General features: G+C 61.4%; 16 protein-coding genes. 6 read left to right on the top strand and 10 right to left on the bottom strand.

The window, feature by feature from the left end:
• Positions 1-460 precede the first annotated feature (460 nt).
• On the top strand, positions 461-1,963 hold the full coding sequence (locus AC07YV_RS28355; RefSeq protein WP_102702604.1) for an aldehyde dehydrogenase family protein: 1,503 nt from the start codon (positions 461-463) through the stop codon (positions 1,961-1,963).
• A gap of 61 nt (positions 1,964-2,024) precedes the next feature.
• Here the strand turns inward: AC07YV_RS28355 and AC07YV_RS28360 are convergent, their stop codons facing one another.
• Complete coding sequence (locus AC07YV_RS28360; RefSeq protein WP_102702605.1) at positions 2,025-2,684, bottom strand: carbonic anhydrase; 660 nt, start codon at positions 2,682-2,684, stop codon at positions 2,025-2,027.
• A 61-nt stretch (positions 2,685-2,745) separates the two neighbouring features.
• Complete coding sequence (gene cynS / locus AC07YV_RS28365) at positions 2,746-3,213, bottom strand: cyanase (protein ID WP_102702606.1); 468 nt, start codon at positions 3,211-3,213, stop codon at positions 2,746-2,748.
• A 123-nt stretch (positions 3,214-3,336) separates the two neighbouring features.
• Here cynS and cynR point away from each other — a divergent pair, with 123 nt between their 5' ends.
• Positions 3,337-4,218: a transcriptional regulator CynR gene (gene cynR, locus AC07YV_RS28370; protein WP_102702607.1), complete on the top strand. Its 882-nt coding sequence runs from the start codon at positions 3,337-3,339 to the stop codon at positions 4,216-4,218.
• 189 nt (positions 4,219-4,407) lie between these two features.
• Here cynR and AC07YV_RS28375 read toward each other — a convergent pair whose 3' ends face one another.
• The 3 genes from AC07YV_RS28375 to AC07YV_RS28385 all read right to left on the bottom strand — a co-directional run bounded on the left by AC07YV_RS28375 (position 4,408) and on the right by AC07YV_RS28385 (position 7,894).
• Positions 4,408-4,737, bottom strand: coding sequence for a hypothetical protein (locus AC07YV_RS28375; protein ID WP_033047536.1), 330 nt, complete (start codon positions 4,735-4,737; stop codon positions 4,408-4,410).
• 523 nt (positions 4,738-5,260) lie between these two features.
• Positions 5,261-5,764, bottom strand: coding sequence for a GNAT family N-acetyltransferase (locus AC07YV_RS28380; RefSeq protein ID WP_102702608.1), 504 nt, complete (start codon positions 5,762-5,764; stop codon positions 5,261-5,263).
• A gap of 183 nt (positions 5,765-5,947) precedes the next feature.
• Entirely contained in the window at positions 5,948-7,894 is a 1,947-nt protein-coding gene (locus AC07YV_RS28385) for a DNA topoisomerase III (RefSeq protein WP_494990383.1), read from the bottom strand.
• Between the two features lie 280 nt (positions 7,895-8,174).
• Here AC07YV_RS28385 and AC07YV_RS28390 point away from each other — a divergent pair, with 280 nt between their 5' ends.
• Positions 8,175-8,543, top strand: a complete 369-nt coding sequence (locus tag AC07YV_RS28390; protein WP_008046975.1) for a DUF427 domain-containing protein — start codon at positions 8,175-8,177, stop codon at positions 8,541-8,543.
• A gap of 54 nt (positions 8,544-8,597) precedes the next feature.
• Here AC07YV_RS28390 and AC07YV_RS28395 read toward each other — a convergent pair whose 3' ends face one another.
• On the bottom strand, positions 8,598-10,220 hold the full coding sequence (locus tag AC07YV_RS28395; protein WP_102702610.1) for an MFS transporter: 1,623 nt from the start codon (positions 10,218-10,220) through the stop codon (positions 8,598-8,600).
• A gap of 141 nt (positions 10,221-10,361) precedes the next feature.
• Positions 10,362-12,023: a GMC family oxidoreductase gene (locus tag AC07YV_RS28400; RefSeq protein ID WP_102702611.1), complete on the bottom strand. Its 1,662-nt coding sequence runs from the start codon at positions 12,021-12,023 to the stop codon at positions 10,362-10,364.
• 132 nt (positions 12,024-12,155) lie between these two features.
• Here AC07YV_RS28400 and AC07YV_RS28405 point away from each other — a divergent pair, with 132 nt between their 5' ends.
• A complete protein-coding gene (locus AC07YV_RS28405) occupies positions 12,156-13,046 on the top strand; it encodes a LysR family transcriptional regulator (RefSeq protein ID WP_102702612.1) in 891 nt (296 codons plus the stop codon).
• A gap of 132 nt (positions 13,047-13,178) precedes the next feature.
• Here AC07YV_RS28405 and AC07YV_RS28410 read toward each other — a convergent pair whose 3' ends face one another.
• The 3 genes from AC07YV_RS28410 to AC07YV_RS28420 form a co-directional block, all read right to left on the bottom strand.
• Positions 13,179-14,276: a DNA alkylation repair protein gene (locus tag AC07YV_RS28410; protein ID WP_102702613.1), complete on the bottom strand. Its 1,098-nt coding sequence runs from the start codon at positions 14,274-14,276 to the stop codon at positions 13,179-13,181.
• 140 nt (positions 14,277-14,416) lie between these two features.
• Entirely contained in the window at positions 14,417-16,225 is a 1,809-nt protein-coding gene (locus AC07YV_RS28415; RefSeq protein ID WP_102702614.1) for a monovalent cation:proton antiporter-2 (CPA2) family protein, read from the bottom strand.
• A gap of 240 nt (positions 16,226-16,465) precedes the next feature.
• Positions 16,466-17,023, bottom strand: a complete 558-nt coding sequence (locus AC07YV_RS28420; RefSeq protein ID WP_494990384.1) for a response regulator transcription factor — start codon at positions 17,021-17,023, stop codon at positions 16,466-16,468.
• Positions 17,024-17,333: 310 nt separating this feature from the next.
• Here AC07YV_RS28420 and AC07YV_RS28425 point away from each other — a divergent pair, with 310 nt between their 5' ends.
• Both AC07YV_RS28425 and AC07YV_RS28430 read left to right on the top strand, forming a co-directional pair.
• On the top strand, positions 17,334-17,621 hold the full coding sequence (locus AC07YV_RS28425; protein ID WP_102702616.1) for a PilZ domain-containing protein: 288 nt from the start codon (positions 17,334-17,336) through the stop codon (positions 17,619-17,621).
• Positions 17,622-17,711: 90 nt separating this feature from the next.
• Positions 17,712-19,063 (top strand): VCBS domain-containing protein (locus AC07YV_RS28430; RefSeq protein WP_494990385.1); only part of this gene is annotated, 1,352 nt, incomplete at its 3' end.

Genomic DNA, 19,063 nt, shown 5'->3' on the forward strand with positions numbered 1-19,063 from the left:
GGGTGTGTCTGGGGCGGGGCTGTACACACTGAGATACGTAAGCGCACAACCCGTGTGGGAGCGGGCTTGCTCGCGAAGGCGGTGTGTCAGTCGACATCAATTCTGACTGTCCTGCCGCTATCGCGAGCAAGCTCGCTCCCACAGTGGATGTTGGTCGTGGGCTGGATTTGGTCGACGCCAAACAAATGTGGGAGCGAGCTTGCTCGCGAAGGCTGTGTGTCAGTCGACATCAATTCTGACTGTCCTGTCGCTATCGCGAGCAAGCTCGCTCCCACAGTGGATGTTGGTCGTGGGCTGGATTTGGTCGATGCCAAACAAATGTGGGAGCGAGCTTGCTCGCGATAGCGGAGTGTCAGGCGCTATTGATGTTGGATGGAATGGCCTCTTCGCGAGCAGGCTCGCTCCCACAGGGAAATTGCTATACATTTTCCGGCCGCCCCCTGCATGGTGAAACCGCTTCATGTCTCTCGCGCTCGAACGTCTAGTCGCTGGTACGCCCATCCCTTTCGCCGGTAATCGTGTCACCGTCGTCAGCCCCGAACTGGCGCAACGCTTCCAGCCCGGTGATCACCTGCTGGTGGAGCAGGTCAGCGGCGAGTTGTTGTTGATCCCCGTGGCGGACCAGCAAGCGGCCAACGTCGCGATCGAGCGCGCCCAAGCGGCGTTTACCGCGCTGTCGGCGGTGTCTGATCAAGCGATCAGCGCTTTCTTCGACCTGTTTGCCCAACGTCTGGAAACCCCGCAATGCTGGACCTTGATCGAGGCTGCCAACCTGGCCGACATCGAACGGGCCAAGGCGCGCGGCCGCTCGACCACCCGGTTGCTGGCCGATGAGCGCATGCGTCGCGACATGATCGCCGGCCTGCGCGCGTGGCGTGATGCCGCGGCCACTCGGGGCAAGGTGATCAGCTGCGTCGAGCACGATGGCTGGAAGGTCGAGCAAGTGGTCTCGCCGTTGGGCATAGTCGCGTTCGTCTTCGAAGGCCGGCCGAATGTGTTTGCCGATGCGGCCGGTGTGTTGCGCACTGGCAACACTGCCGTACTGCGCATCGGCAGCGATGCGTTGGGCACCGCCCAGGCGATCGTTACCCATGCACTGAACCCGGCACTGAGCGACGCCGGCTTGCCCGCCGGTGCGGTGTCGCTGGTGGAAAGCGTCAACCACGCCGCCGGTTGGGCGATGTTCGCTGACCGGCGCCTGTCATTGGCGGTAGCCCGTGGTTCGGGGCGCGCCGTCAGCCAGTTGGGCAGCATCGCGCAGCAGTCTGGCACGGCGGTCAGCCTGCACGGCACTGGTGGCGCCTGGCTGATCGCCAACGCCGATGCCGACGCCCAGCGCTTTGCCGCCGTGGTGCGCAACTCCCTGGACCGCAAAGTCTGCAACACCCTGAACGTCTGCCTGATCCACCGCGACCGCGCCGCTGAACTGGTGCCGCTGTTCCTCGACGCACTCAAGCAGGCCGGCACCGCGCGGGGGCAGGGCTGCAAGCTGCACATCGTCGAAGGCAGCGAGTCGCACCTGGCGCAAGACTGGTTGACCGCAACGGTGGAGGTGTATCGCGCCGAAGGCTATCAGACCGAAGCCCAGGCCGAGCCGTTGCCGGAAGATCAATTGGGCCGCGAATGGGAATGGGAAGAAACCCCGGAAGTCAGCCTGAAAATCGTCGACGACCTGGACAGTGCCATCGCCTTGTTCAATCGCTACAGCCCGCAGTTCACCGTGTCCTTGATCAGTGAAAGTGCCGAGACCCAGGAGCGTTTCTACAACGCGGTCAACGCGCCTTTTGTCGGCAATGGCATCACCCGTTGGGTCGACGGCCAGTACGCGTTGAACAAGCCGGAACTGGGCCTTTCGAACTGGGAGAGCGGGCGCCTGTTTGCGCGCAGTGCGATTCTCTCGGGTGATGGCGTGTTCACCATCCGTAGCCGCATGACCCAGATCGATCTGGGCGTCAAACGCTGAGACAGCGGAACCAGTGACCGCTGCAAGGGCGGTCACGTTTTTGAAGTGTCGACGGTTCCGGTCAAGCGGCTTTGATCGCCTTGGCCGATACCGCACAAGTGCCCGGATACTCGACCAGTGACACAAAGCTGCGACTGTCGGCATCCAGCGCGTCGATCGAACCGGTCTCGATGTCGTACACCCAGCCATGCAGGTTCAACAGGCCTTTTTCCTGGGCCAGGCGCACGCTCGGGTGTGTCTGGATGTTGGCCAGTTGGGCGATGACGTTTTCCCGCACCATCGAACTGACCTTGGCCGCTTCGCTGGCATGTGGCCGGGCTTCGTTGATCACTTTCGCCGACTCGGCGTGTTGCAGCCAGCCGCTGACGGCGGGCAGGTGATCCATGCAGGTGCACTTGGCCACCGCCGTCATGGCGCCGCAGTCCGAATGGCCGCAGATCACGATGTCGGTCACGCCGAGCACCGCGACGGCGTATTCGACCGTGGCCGATACGCCACCCGGATGCGGGCTGTAGGACGGCACGATGTTGCCGGCGTTGCGGATCACGAACAGTTCACCGGGCTCTTGCTGGGTCAGCAGTTCCGGCACGACACGGCTGTCGGAGCAGGTGATGAACAGCGTGCCCGGATGCTGGGTGGTGGCCAGGTGTTTGAACAGGTCGGTACGTTGTGGAAAGGCTTCTTTCTGGAACTTCAGGAAACCGTCGATGAGCGCTTTCATGATCGCGTCCTCATGGGGGGGCAGGGTTCGGCCCGCACGGGGCGTGCGGGCCGGTATCAACTTAGAAAGGACGCAGCGGCAGGAACTTGCCGTCGAGGGTAATGACGGCGCGGGAGCCGCCTTCCGGATCGTCGACTTTTTTCATGTCGAGCTTGAAGTTGATCGCGCTGATGATGCCGTCGCCGAACTGCTCATGGACCAGGGCTTTGAGGGTGGTGCCGTAGATCTGGATCATTTCGTAGAAGCGGTAGATGGTCGGGTCGGTCGGCACACCCGAGAGGCTGCCGCGCAGCGGGATGATCTGCAACCGGGCCACGGCGTCGGCGTCCAGTTCGAGTTTGTCGCCGACCACTTTGGCGGCGCTTTCCGGCAGCGGGTGTTGACCGAGCAGGGCGGCGGTGACGTAGGCCAGGCTCAAGCCGGTGCCATCGGCGAGGTCCTGCCACGACAGGTTCTTGCGCGCCTTGGCATCAAGGACAGAAGTGGTCAGGGCCAGGCTTGGGTCGTTGTAGGCGTGGGACTGTTGCATGGTGATTCTCCTATCGGGAGTGGCGTTGCTTGGGTGTGGGGCCATCTTCTGCCGATCCATCCATAGCGTCCAAGACCGATATACAATGCCAGGCATAAGCACTGCCTATAGATGGAGAGTCCGATGTTGCTTCGCCATTTGCGTTACCTGCTGGCGGTGGCCGACCAGGGTGGTTTCACCCGCGCCGCCGAAGTGCTGCATGTGTCCCAGCCGACCTTGTCGCAACAGATCCGCCAACTGGAGGAATCACTGGGTGTGAGCCTGTTCGACCGCACCTCGCGCACGGTCAGGCCCACCGATGCCGGCCAGGCTTACATTGAATGCGCGCGGCGGGTATTGGTAGAGCTGGAGGCGGGCAGGCGTGCGTTGCATGACGTGAAGGATTTGTCTCGCGGCACCTTGCGCCTGGCCATGACACCGACCTTCATGGCTTATCTGGTCGGGCCGTTGGTGCGCGACTACGTGGCGCGCTACCCGAACATTCACCTGGAGATTTTCGAGTTGTCGATGGACGGGATCGAAGCCGGGCTGGCGGATGATTCGCTGGACATCGCGATTGCGTTTGATCAGGTGCGCAGCACCGACATCGAATCGATCCCGGCGTTTACCGAGACCCTGGGGTTGATGGTCGGGCGCGATCATCCGCTTTACGAGCATCAGGAAGCGTTGTCCGCGCAAGAGGTGGCTCAACTTGAGTTTGCGCTGCTGACCCCGGATTACATCACCCGCACCTGCATCGATGAGTTTTTCGCCAAGGCGCAGATCACGCCCAAAGTGGTGATTGAAGTGAACTCGGTCAACACGCTGCTGGAAGTCATCCGGCATTCCGCCATTGCCACTATCCTGCCGGAACCTATCGCCACGCAGGATCGGGTATTGCGCAAGCTATCCATGCAGGGGGCAGCGCCAGAACGCGGGGCTGCGTTGCTGCGGCGCAAGAACAACTACCACAGTGCGGCGTCGGTGGCGTTTGTGGAGCTGGTGTTGGGGTCTGATCTTTTCTGATCACCGCGACCCCTTGTGGGAGCGAGCCTGCTCGCGAATGCGGTGTATCAGATAAAACCATGCCAACTGACACACCGCATTCGCGAGCAGGCTCGCTCCCACAGTTGATCTTTGTACGGGCATAAAAAAAGCCTGCTCCTTATTGGGAGCAGGCCCTGTTTTTCAATAAGTCAGTGACGACTCATTCAATTAGTAGAACCGGTCAATCACCCGAACTTCGTTCTGATTCTGCATCGAGGCCCAGGCCTGTTTCAGGGTTTGCAGAACATTACCGATGAAGTCCTTGTCGGCCGCGGCCTTCTTGCCGACATAGCCCTGGCCGCGACGGTACATCTTCAGTCGGGCCAGCAGGTTCTGGTTGTTCTGGTCGAACTCTGCTTCATGGGCGTGCGGCGACAGAGGGTCGATATGAACCTGGCCACACTTGCTGATCCAGAGAATATGGCTGTCGTGGCTGTCTTTCTTGGCAGCGAACATACGAGCCAGTTCATCGATAGTTGGTTGATTGTTCAGATTCATCATAAAGCCCCTTGACCAATTGGTGATCTTTCAAAGTTGATTCGCTAATACAGGTAGCCCATCGGTTAGTTGATCCCTGGCACCGAAACCAGGACGTCAGCGTTCGACCGCCTTATCGGGCGGGGTCCTGCGTCTGTTGCATGTAGTCGTGTTGAATAACTGCTACGCAATAGCGTCACAACGAAGAGAAGCGGCGAAAACCTTAAGGCCACTGCCGACATTTTCAGGGTCGGCCACAAGCATCATGAGGATTGCTCGCCAAGACTTCTCGCCCTTGTACTGGACGTTCAGGCCAGGTCAGCTTCTTCAATCTGCCTTGTGGGCAGCGTGTATCCGGGAAAAACAGCTCGGCGGTCAGACGAGCTTGCTCAAACGTGTTGCCTGTACTCCCGATCGGGGAGACGTCTGCATCATGCAAGGGCAAAACGGAGGCGTCAACGGTTTTGTAGTGATTATTTTCAGTCACTACATATTGTCGGACAAAGCTGTTCGGAATTAGCGAGGGGAGACGAGGGCGTGTCGATCAGGACGACAAAGGCGGGCACGCAAAGCGGTAAAAAGTGCAGGGATGACCGTCTACCACCTGCTGATGCAAGGTGAACGCGCCAACGCCGAGCCCCGGCATCACGGTGGCCCAGAACAGTCGTGCCGGCTGATTCGCCTCGAGATGGAAAATCTGCCATTGACCGGGGAACTGACTCAAGAGGGTGGAAACGACAAATCGCGCGACACCCCGGCCACGAAAGCGTCGACTGACAAACAGATAGCCGATGTTGTAGTCGGCACCGGGGAGATGAGTCCGGTCATCCACGGTCACGAAGCCGGCCAGTTCTCCGTCGACCTTGATCAGGAAAGGGCGGGTGGCCGGGTGTCGCCAGTACTCCGGCATGGGCAGGATGTTGAAGAATCCGGATTCACCCAGCTTTAGCGGCAGCCATTCGCTGAAGTCGTAGGTGTAGAACTGCATCAGGTTTTCGATGGTTTCCAGTTCGTCGCGTTGGGCGGCGTGTAGTGCTATCGAAGACATACGGGGGTGGCTCCCGATCGGCCAAGGGACACATTTGATTATGGTCGGCGTCGCACGAACTGTGGCGAGGGAGCTTGCTCCCGTGGAATCGCGAAGCGGCTCTCGCTTTCAAACAAAATCATTGGGCCTGCTGCGCAGTCCAGCGGGAGCAAGCTCCCTCGCCACAAGGGCTCAGTGTCAGGTCTACGTTTTGACTGCCGGTTTTGCCCTGCGCTTGGTGCCGCTCGCAGGTTTGCGCGCAGTGCCTTTGCGCTTTTTCTTCCAGGGGGCTGCGGCGGATCCGCTGGGCGGCGGACCGCTGATGGTCAGGCTCAGTCCGGCGCAACGGCTGACCTGCTTGCTCATCCACGCCGCCTGTTTGGTGACGAACTCCTCAAGGCTCATTTCCCCGCTTTGCACCATGTCCAGGGCCTGTTCCCAGATCGCCGTGGTGCCCGGGTCGGCAATGGCCCGCGGCACGGCGTCGATCAGGCTGAACGCGGCCGGCGTGGCGGCCAGGGCCTTGCCGTTCTTGACCAGATAACCACGGTCGAGCAGGCCCTGGATGATCGACGCCCGGGTCGCTTCGGTGCCGATGCCGGTGGTGTCCTTGAGCTTTTGCTTGAGCAGCGGGTCTTCCACCAGTTTGGCGACGTTCTTCATGGCCTTGATCAGATCGCCTTCGGTGAACGGCTTTGGCGGTTGTGTCCAGAGGTCCTTGAGTTGCACGCCGGCCACTACGCAATCGATGCCTTCGGCCAGTTTGGGCAGTGTCTGTGGCGCTGGAGCTTCGCGTCCCTTGGTCGGCGCCAATGCCTCGGGCAGGGCGCGTTTCCAGCCCGGCTCGATGATCTGCTTGCCGACAGCGCGCAAGGCTTGGCCTGCGCAATCGAAGTCGGCCTGGGTGCGGTCGTATTCGTGATTGGGCAGGAACTGCGCCAGATACCGCGCGCGGATCAGCGTGTAGACCGCGCGCTGCTTGCCTGCCAGCTTGTCGAGGTTCTTCGCCGCAGCGGTGGGGATGATGCCGTGGTGAGCGCTGACCTTGGCATCGTTCCAGGCCCGTGAGCGCCGTTGTGGATCGAGGTGATCGTGCAAGGCGTTCAACGCCGGGTCGGCCTGGCGCAGCGCCGCCAGAATGGCCGGCGCCTCGCTGTGCTGGCTGAGGGGCAAGTAGCCGCAATCGCTGCGCGGATAGGTGATGACCTTGTAGGTTTCGTACAGGGCCTGGGCGATGTCCAGGGTTTCCTGGGCGCCCAGGCCGAGTTTCTTAGAGCAGACCTCCTGCAGGGTGCCCAGGTCGAACGGCAGCGGGGCCACTTCGCGCATCCGTTCGGTGCGCAACTTGATCACCCGCGCACTGGCCGCGCCGCGCATGGCGTCTGCTGCTTGTCGTGCCAGCGCCTGGTTCAGGCAACGGTCCTGATCGTCGCAAACATCGGATGCTGCTCGCCATTGCGCGGTGAACGGGGTGCCGTTGTGCAGCAGTTGCACATCGATGGCCCAGTAGGGGACGGGCACAAAGTCGCCAATGCTGCGATCGCGATCCACCACCAGGCGCAAGGTCGGCGTTTGCACCCGGCCCACCGGCAGCACGCCTTGATAGCCGGATTGACGCCCCAACAAGGTGAACAGCCGGCTCATGTTCATGCCGATCAGCCAGTCGGCCCGGGAACGCCCCAGGGCCGAGTGATAGAGGCTGAACGTCTCGTTGCCCGGTTTCAATGCCGCGAGGGCCTTGCGGATGGACGCATCGTCAAGGGCCGACAACCAGAGGCGGCGGATCGGCCCGCGATAGCGGCAATGCTCCACCAGTTCCCGGGCGATCATCTCGCCCTCACGGTCGGCGTCCGTGGCAATGATCAGTTCGGAGGCTTCACCGAGCAGGCGCTTGACCGCCTTGTACTGGCTGGCGGTGCGTGGCTTGACGGTCATTTTCCACTTTTCGGGAATGATCGGCAGGTCGGCCAGCACCCAGCGCTTGTAGCGCGCGTCGTAGGCATCCGGCGGTGCGGTTTCCAGCAGGTGGCCGATGCACCAGGTCACCGTGACATCCGTTCCCAGCCAACAGCCATCGCCCCGGCGCCGGGCACCGAGGACTGCCGCAATGTCTTTGGCCTGGGAAGGTTTTTCACAGAGGTACAGCCGCATAACCACCATCGTCGATCTATGTGTCAGGGGTGCACAGAATGGCGCTTGATGGACGATGGAGCAATCTTTATCTGTATGGATGTACAGCTTGGTATGTCGTGCCGACGGACTGTGCCGGCAGGCTCCGTTCGGCTGTGAAGCCGTCGGGAGGGGGAAACTTGGGTTATACCTGATAAATCGTGGTCTCAGGTTTCGGGGCTGCTGCGCAGCCCATCGCGGGCAAGCCACGCTCCCACATCATCGATTTGCAGGTCCATCACCGTCATGAGGAACGTTTTCCATGAAAAGCTCCGGTCCTAGTCCTGTCATCACCATCGCCGAGCAGCCTGGCTGTCTGCTGGTGAGGTTCCACGGCATTCAGGTCGCCGCCTCGGCGCGGGCCCTGGTGTTGCTGGAGGCCAACTACCCGCCGGTGTACTACGTGCCGCGAGAGGATATCGACGAGAAATATTTCGCCCGCACCGACCACACCAGCTATTGCCCGTACAAGGGCGATGCGAGTTATTTCAGTTTGCAGGTGCCTGGGCATGAGAGTGCCAATGCGGTGTGGAGCTACGAAGACCCCAAGGTGTCGGTGGAGCAAATCCGCGGGTATCTGGCGTTCTATCCGGATCAGGTGAAGTTCGAGTTGCTTGATGCCGAAGTTTGATTGGAGCGGATCGCCGCGACGAGGGAGCATGCTCCCTCGTCGGCAGGCATAACCTCAGTTCTTGTCGAGATCCACGTTACGCGTCTCACGCAGACATATCATCCCCACCACCAGGCTTACCCCGGTGATCACCACCGGATACCACAGCCCGTAGAAGATGTCCCCGGTGTACACCACCAGCGCGAACGACACCGTCGGCAGGAAGCCGCCGAACCAGCCGTTGCCGATGTGGTAGGGCAGGGACATCGAGGTGTAGCGGATGCGGGTCGGGAACAGCTCGACCATCAACGCCGCCAGCGGGCCGTAGCACATGGCCGAGATGATGATCAGCGCGACAATCAGCGCCACGATCATCGGTTTGTTGATCTGCTGCATGTCCGCCTGTTGCGGGTAGCCGGCGAGGGTCACGGCACCGCGCAGGGCGGCTTCGTCGAAACCATCGATCTTCACGTCGCCGACGCTCACCTGCACGTCACTGCCGGCCGGGGCCGCTGCGCTCTGGTACGGCAGGCCCTGCTTGACCAGGAAGGTCTTGACCTTGTCACACGGGCTGTCGAATTTCGCCTTGCCCACCGGGTCGAACTGGAAGGTGCAGGTGGCCGGGTCGGCCATCACGGTGATCGGTGCCTGGCGGCTGGCCTGGTCAATGGCCGGGTTGGCGTAGTGGGCCAGGGTCTTGAAGATCGGGAAGTACAGCGCGGTGGCCAGCAGCAGGCCGATCATCAGCACCGGTTTGCGCCCGACCTTGTCCGACAGCCAGCCAAAGAAAATGAAGAAGGGGGCGCCAATGGTCACGCTGACAATCAGCAAGCCGTTGGCCACGGCCGGGTCCATTTTCAGGAACTGGGTGAGGAAGAACAGCACATAGAATTGCGCGGCGTAGAAGGTCACCGCTTGCCCGGCATTGATGCTGAACAGCGCGATCAACACCACCTTGAGGTTTTCCCATTTGCCGAAGGAATCGCGAATCGGCTGTTTGCACAGCTTGCCTTCCTCTTTCATTTTCACGAAGGCCGGCGACTCGTGCAGGCTCAGGCGAATCCAGGTGGAGATACCCAGCAGCACGATGGAAAACAGGAACGGAATGCGCCAGCCCCAGACTTCGAACTGGTCACCGGTGAAGTAGCGGCAGCCCAGCACCACCAGCAGCGAGAGCAGCAGGCCCAGGGTCGCGGTGGATTGAATCCAGCTGGTGTGGAAGCCGCGCTTGCCCATGGGCGCGTGCTCGGCGACATAGGTCGCGGCGCCACCGTATTCGCCGCCCAGGGCCAGGCCCTGGAGCATGCGCAGCACCACCAGGATGATCGGCGCGGCGATGCCGATGCTGGCGTAGGTCGGCAGCAGCCCGACACAGAACGTCGCCAGGCCCATGAGGATGATGGTGGCGAGGAAGGTGTACTTGCGCCCGATCATGTCCCCCAACCGGCCGAACACCAGCGCGCCGAACGGTCGGACGATGAAGCCGGCGGCGAAGGCCATCAGCGCAAAGATGAACGCCGTGGTGTCGTTGACCCCGGCGAAGAACTGCTTGCTGATGACCGCCGCGAGGGCGCCATAGAGGAAAAAGTCGTACCACTCGAAGACGGTCCCGAGGGACGACGCGAAGATGACTTTCTGGGTTTCCTGGCTGGTGCCCGCGCTGCGCACGGCTTCCAGGGGCTGAACGTGTTCTGACATACCGGTATCCCTCACAGTGATTGTTTTTGTTGTTCCACTGGTGTTGCGTGTTCCATTTCAGGGGTAATGCTCAGTGTCCGTGAATCTAATGTGATCCTTGTGGGAGCGAGCCTGCTCGCGAAGGCGTCGTGTCATTCAACATCAATGTGAATGATCCACCGCTTTCGCGAGCAAGCCCGCTCCCACAGGGTTGGTGTATATGTCTGGATTGAGGATCAGTTGTGCCGCCTTCTCTGCAATCATCAGCGTCGGCGAGCAGGTGTTGCCCGAGGTGATGCGCGGCATGATCGAGGCATCGGCAATGCGCAGGCCGGGGATGCCATGGACCTTGAGTTGCGCATCGACCACGGCGTCGGCGTCATTGCCCATGCGGCAGGTGCCCACGGGGTGGAAAATCGTGGTGCCGATGCGCGCGGCGGCTTCGTGCAGTTGTTCCTCGCTTTGCAGGCTGGCGCCGGGCAGGTATTCCACCGGATTGAAGGCGCGCAGGGCCGGTGCGGCGACGATGCGCCGGGTCAGGCGAATGGCGTCGGCGGCGACCCGCAGGTCCTCCGGATGGCTCAGGTAATTGGGCTGGATCAGCGGTGCTTGTTGCGGGTCAGCCGAGCGGATATCCACCCGGCCACGGCTTTGCGGGCGTAGATCGCAGACCGATGCGGTGAACGCCGGGAAGGCATGCAGCGGTTCGCCAAAGCGCTCCAGCGACAGCGGCTGCACGTGGTATTCGAGGTTGGCTGAAGCCTGTTCCGGCCCCGAGCGGGCGAAGGCGCCCAACTGGCTCGGCGCCATGGACAGCGGGCCGCTGCGGTCATACAGGTAGCGCAGGCCCATGCCCAGCTTGCCCCACAGGCTGCCAGCCATCTGGTTCAGGGTGCGGGCATTTTCCAGCTGGTAGATCAGCCGCAGTTGCAGGTGATCCTGCAGGTTGCCACCGACACCAGGCAGCTCATGGGCGACGCCAATACCCAGCCGTTCCAGCAGTGGACGCGGGCCGATGCCGGAGCGTTGCAGGATGCCTGGCGACCCGACCGAACCGGCACAGAGGACGATTTCCTTGCGCGCCTTGAAGGTCTTCACCGCGCCTTGCCAGCGGGCGCTGACTGCCGAGGCGCGGCCGTTTTCCAGCAGCACGCGGTCGACTTCGACCCCGGTCAGCACGGTGAGATTGGAGCGTTGGCGAATCGGTTTGAGAAACGCCTTGGCCGCGTTCCAGCGGATGCCGGCCTTCTGATTGACCTGAAAATAGCCGCAACCTTCGTTGTCGCCCTGGTTGAAGTCATCGATGCTGGCGATGCCGCTTTGTTCGGCGGCACTGCGGAAGGCGTCGAGAATCGGCCACGACAGGCGCTGGCGTTCGACTCGCCATTCTCCCGCGTCGCCGTGAAATTCGGCGGCACCGGCGAAGTGGTTTTCACTCTGCTTGAACAGCGGCAACACGTCTTGCCAGCTCCAGCCGGGGTTGCCGTCGGCGGCCCAGCGGTCGTAGTCACCGGCCTGGCCGCGCATGTAGATCATGCCGTTGATGGATGAGCAGCCGCCCAGTACCTTGCCGCGCGGATAGCTCAGGGCGCGACCTTGCAGGCCCGGTTGCGCTTCGGTCTTGAAGCACCAGTCGGTGCGCGGGTTGCCGATGCAGTACAGGTAACCCACGGGGATGTGAATCCACGCATAGTTGTCACGGCCGCCGGCTTCGAGCAACAACACGCGATGTCGAGGGTTGGCCGACAGTCGATTGGCCAGCAGACACCCGGCCGGCCCGGCTCCGACCACGATGTAATCGTATTCATCAAGGGAAGCCTGCATCCCTGACCTCGTTTTGTTGTTCTTGTTGTCTGTCATCCTAGTTGTTAGCTTTCGTCAAAAGAATGTTAGTTTTTGCGCAGCCGCTGTGCGTTTTTAAACAGCATCCCGAACAGCAACGAACAAGGACGCTTCATGTTCGACTGGAATGACCTGCGGTTTTTTCTCGAATTGCAGCGCAGCAGGCGTTTGCTCACGGCTGCCCGGCGCTTGAACACCACCCATGCCACCGTGGCGCGGCACATCGAGGCCATCGAAAAGAGCCTCGGTACGGCGTTGTTCGTCCAGCATGCCCAGGGCTATGAGATGACCCCGGCGGGCGAGGCGTTGCTTAAACACGCCGAGGCGATGGAGAACGTGGCGCTGCTGGCCCAGGAGGAAATCACCCAATCCACTGCGCCGCTGGGCAAGATCCGCGTCGGGGTGACCGAAGGCCTGGGCATCATGTTCCTCGCCAGTCGCATGAACGGCTTGTTCGAGCGCTATCCGGGGCTGGAAGTGGAACTGGTGGCGGTGCCGCGGTTTGTCAGCATCCTCAACCGTGAGGCGGAAATCAGCATCCACCTCGAGCGCCCGGCCGCCGACATGCTGGTCACCCGCAAACTCACTGACTATCGCCTGGCGTTGTATGCCAGCCAGGAGTACCTCGATCGTTCGCCGCCGTTGCGCAGTCGCGAGGACCTGGGGCGTCATGCCTGGATCGGCTATGTCGACGACCTGCTGTTCAGCCAGGAACTGATGTTCCTCAACAGCTTCTGCCGCAACCCGCAGGTGGTGTTTCACAGCACCAGCGTGATCGCCCAGCAGCAGGCTGCGCGCTCAGGCCTGGGGATCGCGGTGTTGCCGTGCTACATGGCCAGTGCCGATCCGGGGCTGGTGCCGCTGTTGCCGGATGAAAGCATCCAGCGCAGTTACTGGATCAGCACTCGCCGGGAGTTGCACAAATCGGTGCGGTTGCGGGTGCTTTGGGATTATGTGGTGGAGTTGTGTGAGCGGGAGCAGGGGTTGTTGTTAGGCGGTGCCTGAACTGCCGCCTTCGCGAGCAGGCTCGCTCCCACACTGGTTTAGCGTCGTTCGCAAAGTATGTGGCAACTCTACCCCCTGTGGGAGCGAGCCTGCTCGCGAAGGCGTCGTAACATTCACAATTGATCGGATGGTTTAACCGAGAATCTCAAATGCCGTGCTGGCCAACCGCTCGCCATTGACCATGACATGCACCGCATGGCGCCCCGCATAATGCCGGCGTGTTGTCAGCTCCTTGATCTGCTGCCCACGGCTGACGACTTCGCTGGCGTTACCGGGCAGTGTCAGCGCCTTGAGCTTGAAGACCTTCGCCGAGGTGCTGCCGTTGGCCTTGACGTAATCGATGGCGTAGTCGATCACCAGGCGCTGGCTGCTTTCTACCGTGGATCTGATGGCAAACGACAGGGTGATCTTTTCTCCCAGGCCAATCACCGGCGGTTCGACTTTCACATCGACGATCTCGACTTCAGGCTTGCCACCGGCACCGATGATCGCCAGTGCCCGCTGGTTGCCCTGTTTGATCAGGCTGCGCAGGGCGTGCCGGGCGATCCATGCGGTGTGCCGGTTGTCCAGCGACCAGCCTTCGATCAGGTCCAGCACCCAGTCGGGGTGGTCCTTGGTGATGTCGTTGAGGTGGTTGGCCACGGACTTGCGCACGTACAGGCTGGTGTCGGCCTTGAGGTTGTCGAGGATTTTCGCGGCGAGTGTCGGGTCGGCCTGGACGGGTTCCAGGCGGAATGACCAGGGCAGGCGTGGGCGGCAACCTTCACTGGCCAGGCGTCGTACGTGTTCGTTGTCATCGAGTGACCAGTCGTGCATCAGCTTGAGCGAACCCTCAAGGTCGCTGCGCAAAAAATGGCGGATCGCGAATTCCGAAGAGCCGAAAGCGGTGAAGTACTTCAGTGCGTCCATCGACTGCTCGAACGCATGGGCGCCGTAGCGGGCGACGTAGTGCGGCAGACACATGCTGACGAAACCGCTGTTCAGGCGCGGGGCGAGGGCGCGCAGCACCTGCAGCGATGCTTCATAGTCCAGCGGCAACACTGCATGCAGGCATTCGCTGACCCGGGCCATGCGCTGCATGACGCTGAGGTCTGCCAGGCCGGACTGGGCCAGCTTGAGGAATTTCCTGTCGTCAAAATCGGGGTACACCGCCGTCATTTCTGTGGCGATGTGCTGGAGGCGCTCGGCGTTGAAGATTTCCTTGAGGGCGGGGGCAGGTTGGTCAGCCATGGTGGTTCCTGGGTAGTTGTTGATCCGTCACACCGCGTTATCGTTCTTCGCGAGCAAGCCCGCTCCCACACTGGATCTTTGTCGCGCACAAGCTCTTCTGTGGGAGCGGGCTTGCTCGCGAAGGGGCCCTCAAGTCCGCCTCATTTCTTGCCAGCCTGCTCCTGCAGTTGATCCGACTCGAACAACCTGGCCAGTTCCACCCGCGCTTCCTGCGCTGTCTGCATCACTTTCACCGCGTCGTCATACACCGCGTGCTGGGCTTCCAGCACCTCTTCGTCGTGCTGCTTGAAACGCTTGATCCGCGCATCGGCCTGGGCCTGGGTCAATCCCAAGCCGATCAGGGTCTGCCGGCTCATTTCCAGGCTCGAGAAAAAGGTCTCGCGCACGGCGTGGGCACCGACGTCCATCAGCCGGTGCACATGCTGACGGTTACGGGCGCGGGCGATGATTTTCATATGCGGATAGAGTTTGCGCACCAGCTCGGCGGTCTTGATGTTGGTGTCCGGGTCGTCTGTGGCGATCACAAAAAACTCGGCTTCGCCGACCTTGGCCGCGCTGAGGATTTCCGGGCGCATCGGGTCGCCGTAGAACACCGGCACGCCACCGAAGCTGCGGGACAGTTCGATGGTTTCCACCGAGGTGTCGAGGGCCACGAACTTGATGTTCTGCGCGCGCAGGATCCGCGCAACGATCTGGCCCATGCGGCCCATGCCGGCGATCACCACCCGTGGTGCGTCGGTGTCGATTTCACGGAACTTCTCCGGTACTTCCACCGGTTGCACTTTCGGGCTGACCAGGCGTGCGCAAACCAGCAGCAACAGCGGCGTCACGGCCATGGACAGGGTGATGGTCAACACCAGCAAGTCAGACAGCTGGGCGGTGAACAGCCCATGATCGCGACCGATCTTGAACACCACAAAGGCAAATTCACCACCGGCCGCCAACACGATACCCAGGCGGATCGCACTGACGTTCTTCAACCCTCCGGCCAGGCGACCGACGATAAACAGCAGCGGCAGTTTGATCGCGATCAGCAACAGGGTCAGGCCCAGCACCGCGACCGGCATGCTCAGCAACAGGCTCAGGTTCGCGCCCATGCCGACGCTGATGAAAAACAAGCCCAGCAGCAGGCCCTTGAACGGTTCGATCTGGGCTTCCAGTTCATGGCGATACTCGGAGTCCGCCAGCAGCAGGCCGGCGAGGAAGGCGCCAAGGGCCATGGAAATACCGACCAGTTCCATCAACCAGGCCGTGCCGATCACCACCAGCAACGCCGTGGCGGTGGAGACCTCCGGCAATGCGGTCTTGGTCACCACGCGGAATACCGGTCGCAGCAGGTAACGCCCGCCGATCACCACCACGGCGATGCTGGCCAGCACTTGCAGGCCGTGGTTCAGGTTTTCGCTGACGCTGGTGCTGTGATCGCCACCGGCCAGCAGCGGCACCATGGCAATCAAGGGGATCGCGGCGATGTCCTGGAACAACAGGATTGCGAACGCCAATCGCCCGTGGGGGCTGGTCAGTTCCTTGCGTTCAGCCAGGCTTTGCAGGCCGAACGCCGTGGACGACAGCGCCAGGCCCAGGCCGAGGACGATCGCGGTGTTCAACGGTTGGCCAAACAACCACAAAGCCACCACGCCAATCACCGTGCCGGTCAGCAGCACTTGCGCCAGACCTACGCCGAACACGGACTTGCGCATCACCCACAAGCGTCGCGGCGACAGCTCCAGGCCGATGATGAACAGCAGCAACACCACGCCGAGTTCGGAAATGTTTGCGACGCTTTGCGGATTGTCGATCAACCCCAGCACCGACGGGCCGATGATCACCCCGGCGAACAGATAGCCCAGGACCGCCCCCAGTTGCAGGCGCTTGGCTAACGGAACGATGAGCACGGCCGCCATCAGGAATACGACAGCGGCTTGTAGCAGGTTGCCTTCATGGGGCATGGGCGAAACTCCAGGACTCGGGACAGCGGGGGGCGTCAAGGATAAAGGTTGGGTTCTGTGAAGATCCACTGCAGGAGTGGTCTGTCATGCAGATCGATGGCGAATCTTGCCGGCCTCGCAGGAGAGGGGTGGGGTAGATCGGGTTCTCGATAAGTCTGGAAAGAATCGGTGAATGTCCTGTGCTGGAGTTTCGGGACAAGGTCAGGTTGCGGTAACACGCGCGGCGTGTTGCCGCCGTCCTCAGTCGGCTGTGGAAAGCCCATGCTTGTGTGCATAGGCGTACAGATCTACGCGGTTCGTCAGGCCCAGCTTGCTGTAGATCGATGTCAAATGGTTGCGCAGCGTGTGCTCGCTGATGTGCAGCTTTTCGGCCACCAACTTGCCAGGCGCTGAGGGGTCGCGGGCCAGCGACGCAATGGTTTGCTGCTCGCGGCGCGTCAGCCTGGCGATTTTCTGTTGCTCCGGGTCTATATCGCGCTCGGCTTTATTGCGTGCCAGTTCAAGAAAGATACGGCTGGTCGCATTGCGGTCAATCCAGAGTTCGCCTTCATGCACTTTTTCTATGGCTTTGAGCAATGTTGATGCGGATGCCGACTCCCGCTTATCCACCACGCCACGCGCGCCCGCCAGCACCGCACTGTCATGCAGCGCCACGTCGCTCGCCCCTGTCACGACCAGAATCCTGGCTTTGGTCTGGCTGTGCAAGTCGGCCAGCGACTCGATACAGCCCTCGCTGTCCAGGTCCAGCACCACCACATCCGGCGCGTATTGGTGCGGCGAAAGCAGGTATTGCGCCACCGACGACACCGAACCCGCCAGCGCCAACCTTGGTCGAGCGCTTTCCACCAGACGCTCAAGGCCCCAGGCCACGAGCGGTAGAGCTACTAACAGGACTTGAATTGGCATGCGTGTCGCTGCCCCTTTAGGCGGGTTGTGTTAGCTGATCATGATAGCAATCGTTGCAGTCCTTAGTGTTTTCAATAGCGCTGCAGCCCCCCCTCCCATGACATTTGTCCCGTAAAACACTGTTTTGATGGGTGATTGACTCCCAGAAAAAAAGGGATATCGCGCTCATGTAATAAACAGCGGTGGTTTTTAGACTGCCGACATGAAAGACACACACCGCATTGAGCCCCGTGAACAAGTCACCCTGTCGCTGCAACTGATCGGCGGGGGCAACGGTGTCACCCGTGACATCAGCGCCTCCGGTTTGTATTTCGAAACCGATAGCGAGCAGCAGGTGGGTAGCTTGATTGATTTCGAGATCGAGCTCGACGCTCCCGGCGGCCCCATGAAGTTCAGGGCGCAAGGACAAATCGTGCGCATTGAGTCGCTGGGCGACAGAGCCGGGGTGGGCGTGAAGCTACTGGCCAGCCGGCTGGTACCGGTGGAGTGAAGTGTTCGTGGGTTGAGGAAGAATCGGCTTGCGGCTGTTGGTGGCCCACAGCGGTTTTTTTGCTCTGAGTGACATTCCTGGGAGAAAGACATGGCTAGCACCACCACTACCAGCGGCGGAACCGTTACCTCGTTTTCCAACACGCCGCAGGCGAAGGATGACGTCTTCACCACCACTGAAAATCTGCTGGGGGTCGTGTATTGGGACGTCATGTCCAATGACCTCGGCGGTAACGCGAAGACACTCTGGTCACTCGACAACGCGGACAGTCTTTCTACTGCCACCAAGGTTTCTGCTCCGGCCGACCTCCTGACCCAGGATACGGCGAGGGCTGAGGCGATGAGTTCTGACACCAGTAAGAATGGTGCAAAGATCTGGATCACCTCGGACGGCAAGGTCGGCTACGACGCCGCTACTTTCTCCTCTGATTTCAAGGCACAACTCCAGGCGCTTGCTGCTGGCGAGGTCCTGACGGACAGCTTTACCTATGCGATACGTCTGGGCAACGGCACGCTCAGTTGGGCCACCGCGACAGTGCAGTTCTCGGGCGTGAATGATGGTGTGACCATCAGCTTCGGCGCGCAGGCCGGCACGGTGACCGAAGACGCCGACACCACTGCGAGCGCGACCGACTCGCTGACGGCCAGCGGCACGATTGCCTTTAACGACGTCGACCTGAGTGACACGCACATGGCGACGTTCGCACCGGCGGCGGGCAACGCTACTTATCTTGGTACGTTCGAGCTTTTGCCGGTGAGCGAAGCCGCGAACACGGCCAGCGGTTCGGTGCAATGGACGTACAACCTGAGCAATGGGGCGGCGCAGTACCTGGCCCAGGGACAGACAGTTACCGAAACCTACCTGGTCACTATCAGCGATGGTCATGGTTTGTCGGATACGCAGAATGTGACTATCACCATTACCGGCACCAACGACGGGCCGACGGTGACGGCGGCGGAAGTCGAAAGCGCTGCGGTGGCCGAAGACGGCACCACGGTCGCCAGCGGCAGCTTCACCTTCGGTGACGTGGACCTGGCCGATGACGCCCATGTTGCCAGCGTGAGCGCGCCGTCCGGTGCGCTGGGTACGCTGGTGGCCACTGTGAGCGACGAGAGCACGGGCGACGCGGCGGGCAGCGTGGGCTGGACCTATACGCTGAACAACAGCGCGGCGCAGTACCTGGCCGAGGGCCAGAGCAAGACCGAAGTGTTCACGGTGACGCTGACCGACGACTTCGGGGCGACGGTGACCAAGGCTGTGACGATCACCCTGACCGGCACCAACGACCGGCCGACGCTGAGCATCGACGACACGACCGGGGCGATGACGGAAGGCAATGGCGCAGCCACGCTGAGCGACAGCGGGGCGCTGAGCTTTGCCGATCTGGACAGCAACGACATCGTGACGGTCAGCCAGACCGCCAACAACGACATCGCCTGGAG

The sequence above is a fragment of the Pseudomonas sp. GW456-E7 genome, assembly GCF_059424105.1.

Excerpts from the sequence above, each read along its gene's own strand:
- AC07YV_RS28355 (WP_102702604.1), top strand. The coding sequence starts at position 461 with ATGTCTCTCGCGCTCGAACGTCTAGTCGCTGGTACGCCCATCCCTTTC.
- AC07YV_RS28385 (WP_494990383.1), bottom strand. The coding sequence starts at position 7,894 with ATGCGGCTGTACCTCTGTGAAAAACCTTCCCAGGCCAAAGACATTGCG.
- AC07YV_RS28395 (WP_102702610.1), bottom strand. The coding sequence starts at position 10,220 with ATGTCAGAACACGTTCAGCCCCTGGAAGCCGTGCGCAGCGCGGGCACC.
- AC07YV_RS28415 (WP_102702614.1), bottom strand. The coding sequence starts at position 16,225 with ATGCCCCATGAAGGCAACCTGCTACAAGCCGCTGTCGTATTCCTGATG.
- cynR (WP_102702607.1), top strand. The coding sequence starts at position 3,337 with ATGTTGCTTCGCCATTTGCGTTACCTGCTGGCGGTGGCCGACCAGGGT.
- AC07YV_RS28380 (WP_102702608.1), bottom strand. The coding sequence starts at position 5,764 with ATGTCTTCGATAGCACTACACGCCGCCCAACGCGACGAACTGGAAACC.
- AC07YV_RS28410 (WP_102702613.1), bottom strand. The coding sequence starts at position 14,276 with ATGGCTGACCAACCTGCCCCCGCCCTCAAGGAAATCTTCAACGCCGAG.
- cynS (WP_102702606.1), bottom strand. The coding sequence starts at position 3,213 with ATGCAACAGTCCCACGCCTACAACGACCCAAGCCTGGCCCTGACCACT.
- AC07YV_RS28375 (WP_033047536.1), bottom strand. The coding sequence starts at position 4,737 with ATGAATCTGAACAATCAACCAACTATCGATGAACTGGCTCGTATGTTC.
- AC07YV_RS28400 (WP_102702611.1), bottom strand. The coding sequence starts at position 12,023 with ATGCAGGCTTCCCTTGATGAATACGATTACATCGTGGTCGGAGCCGGG.
- AC07YV_RS28390 (WP_008046975.1), top strand. The coding sequence starts at position 8,175 with ATGAAAAGCTCCGGTCCTAGTCCTGTCATCACCATCGCCGAGCAGCCT.
- AC07YV_RS28360 (WP_102702605.1), bottom strand. The coding sequence starts at position 2,684 with ATGAAAGCGCTCATCGACGGTTTCCTGAAGTTCCAGAAAGAAGCCTTT.
- AC07YV_RS28405 (WP_102702612.1), top strand. The coding sequence starts at position 12,156 with ATGTTCGACTGGAATGACCTGCGGTTTTTTCTCGAATTGCAGCGCAGC.
- AC07YV_RS28425 (WP_102702616.1), top strand. The coding sequence starts at position 17,334 with ATGAAAGACACACACCGCATTGAGCCCCGTGAACAAGTCACCCTGTCG.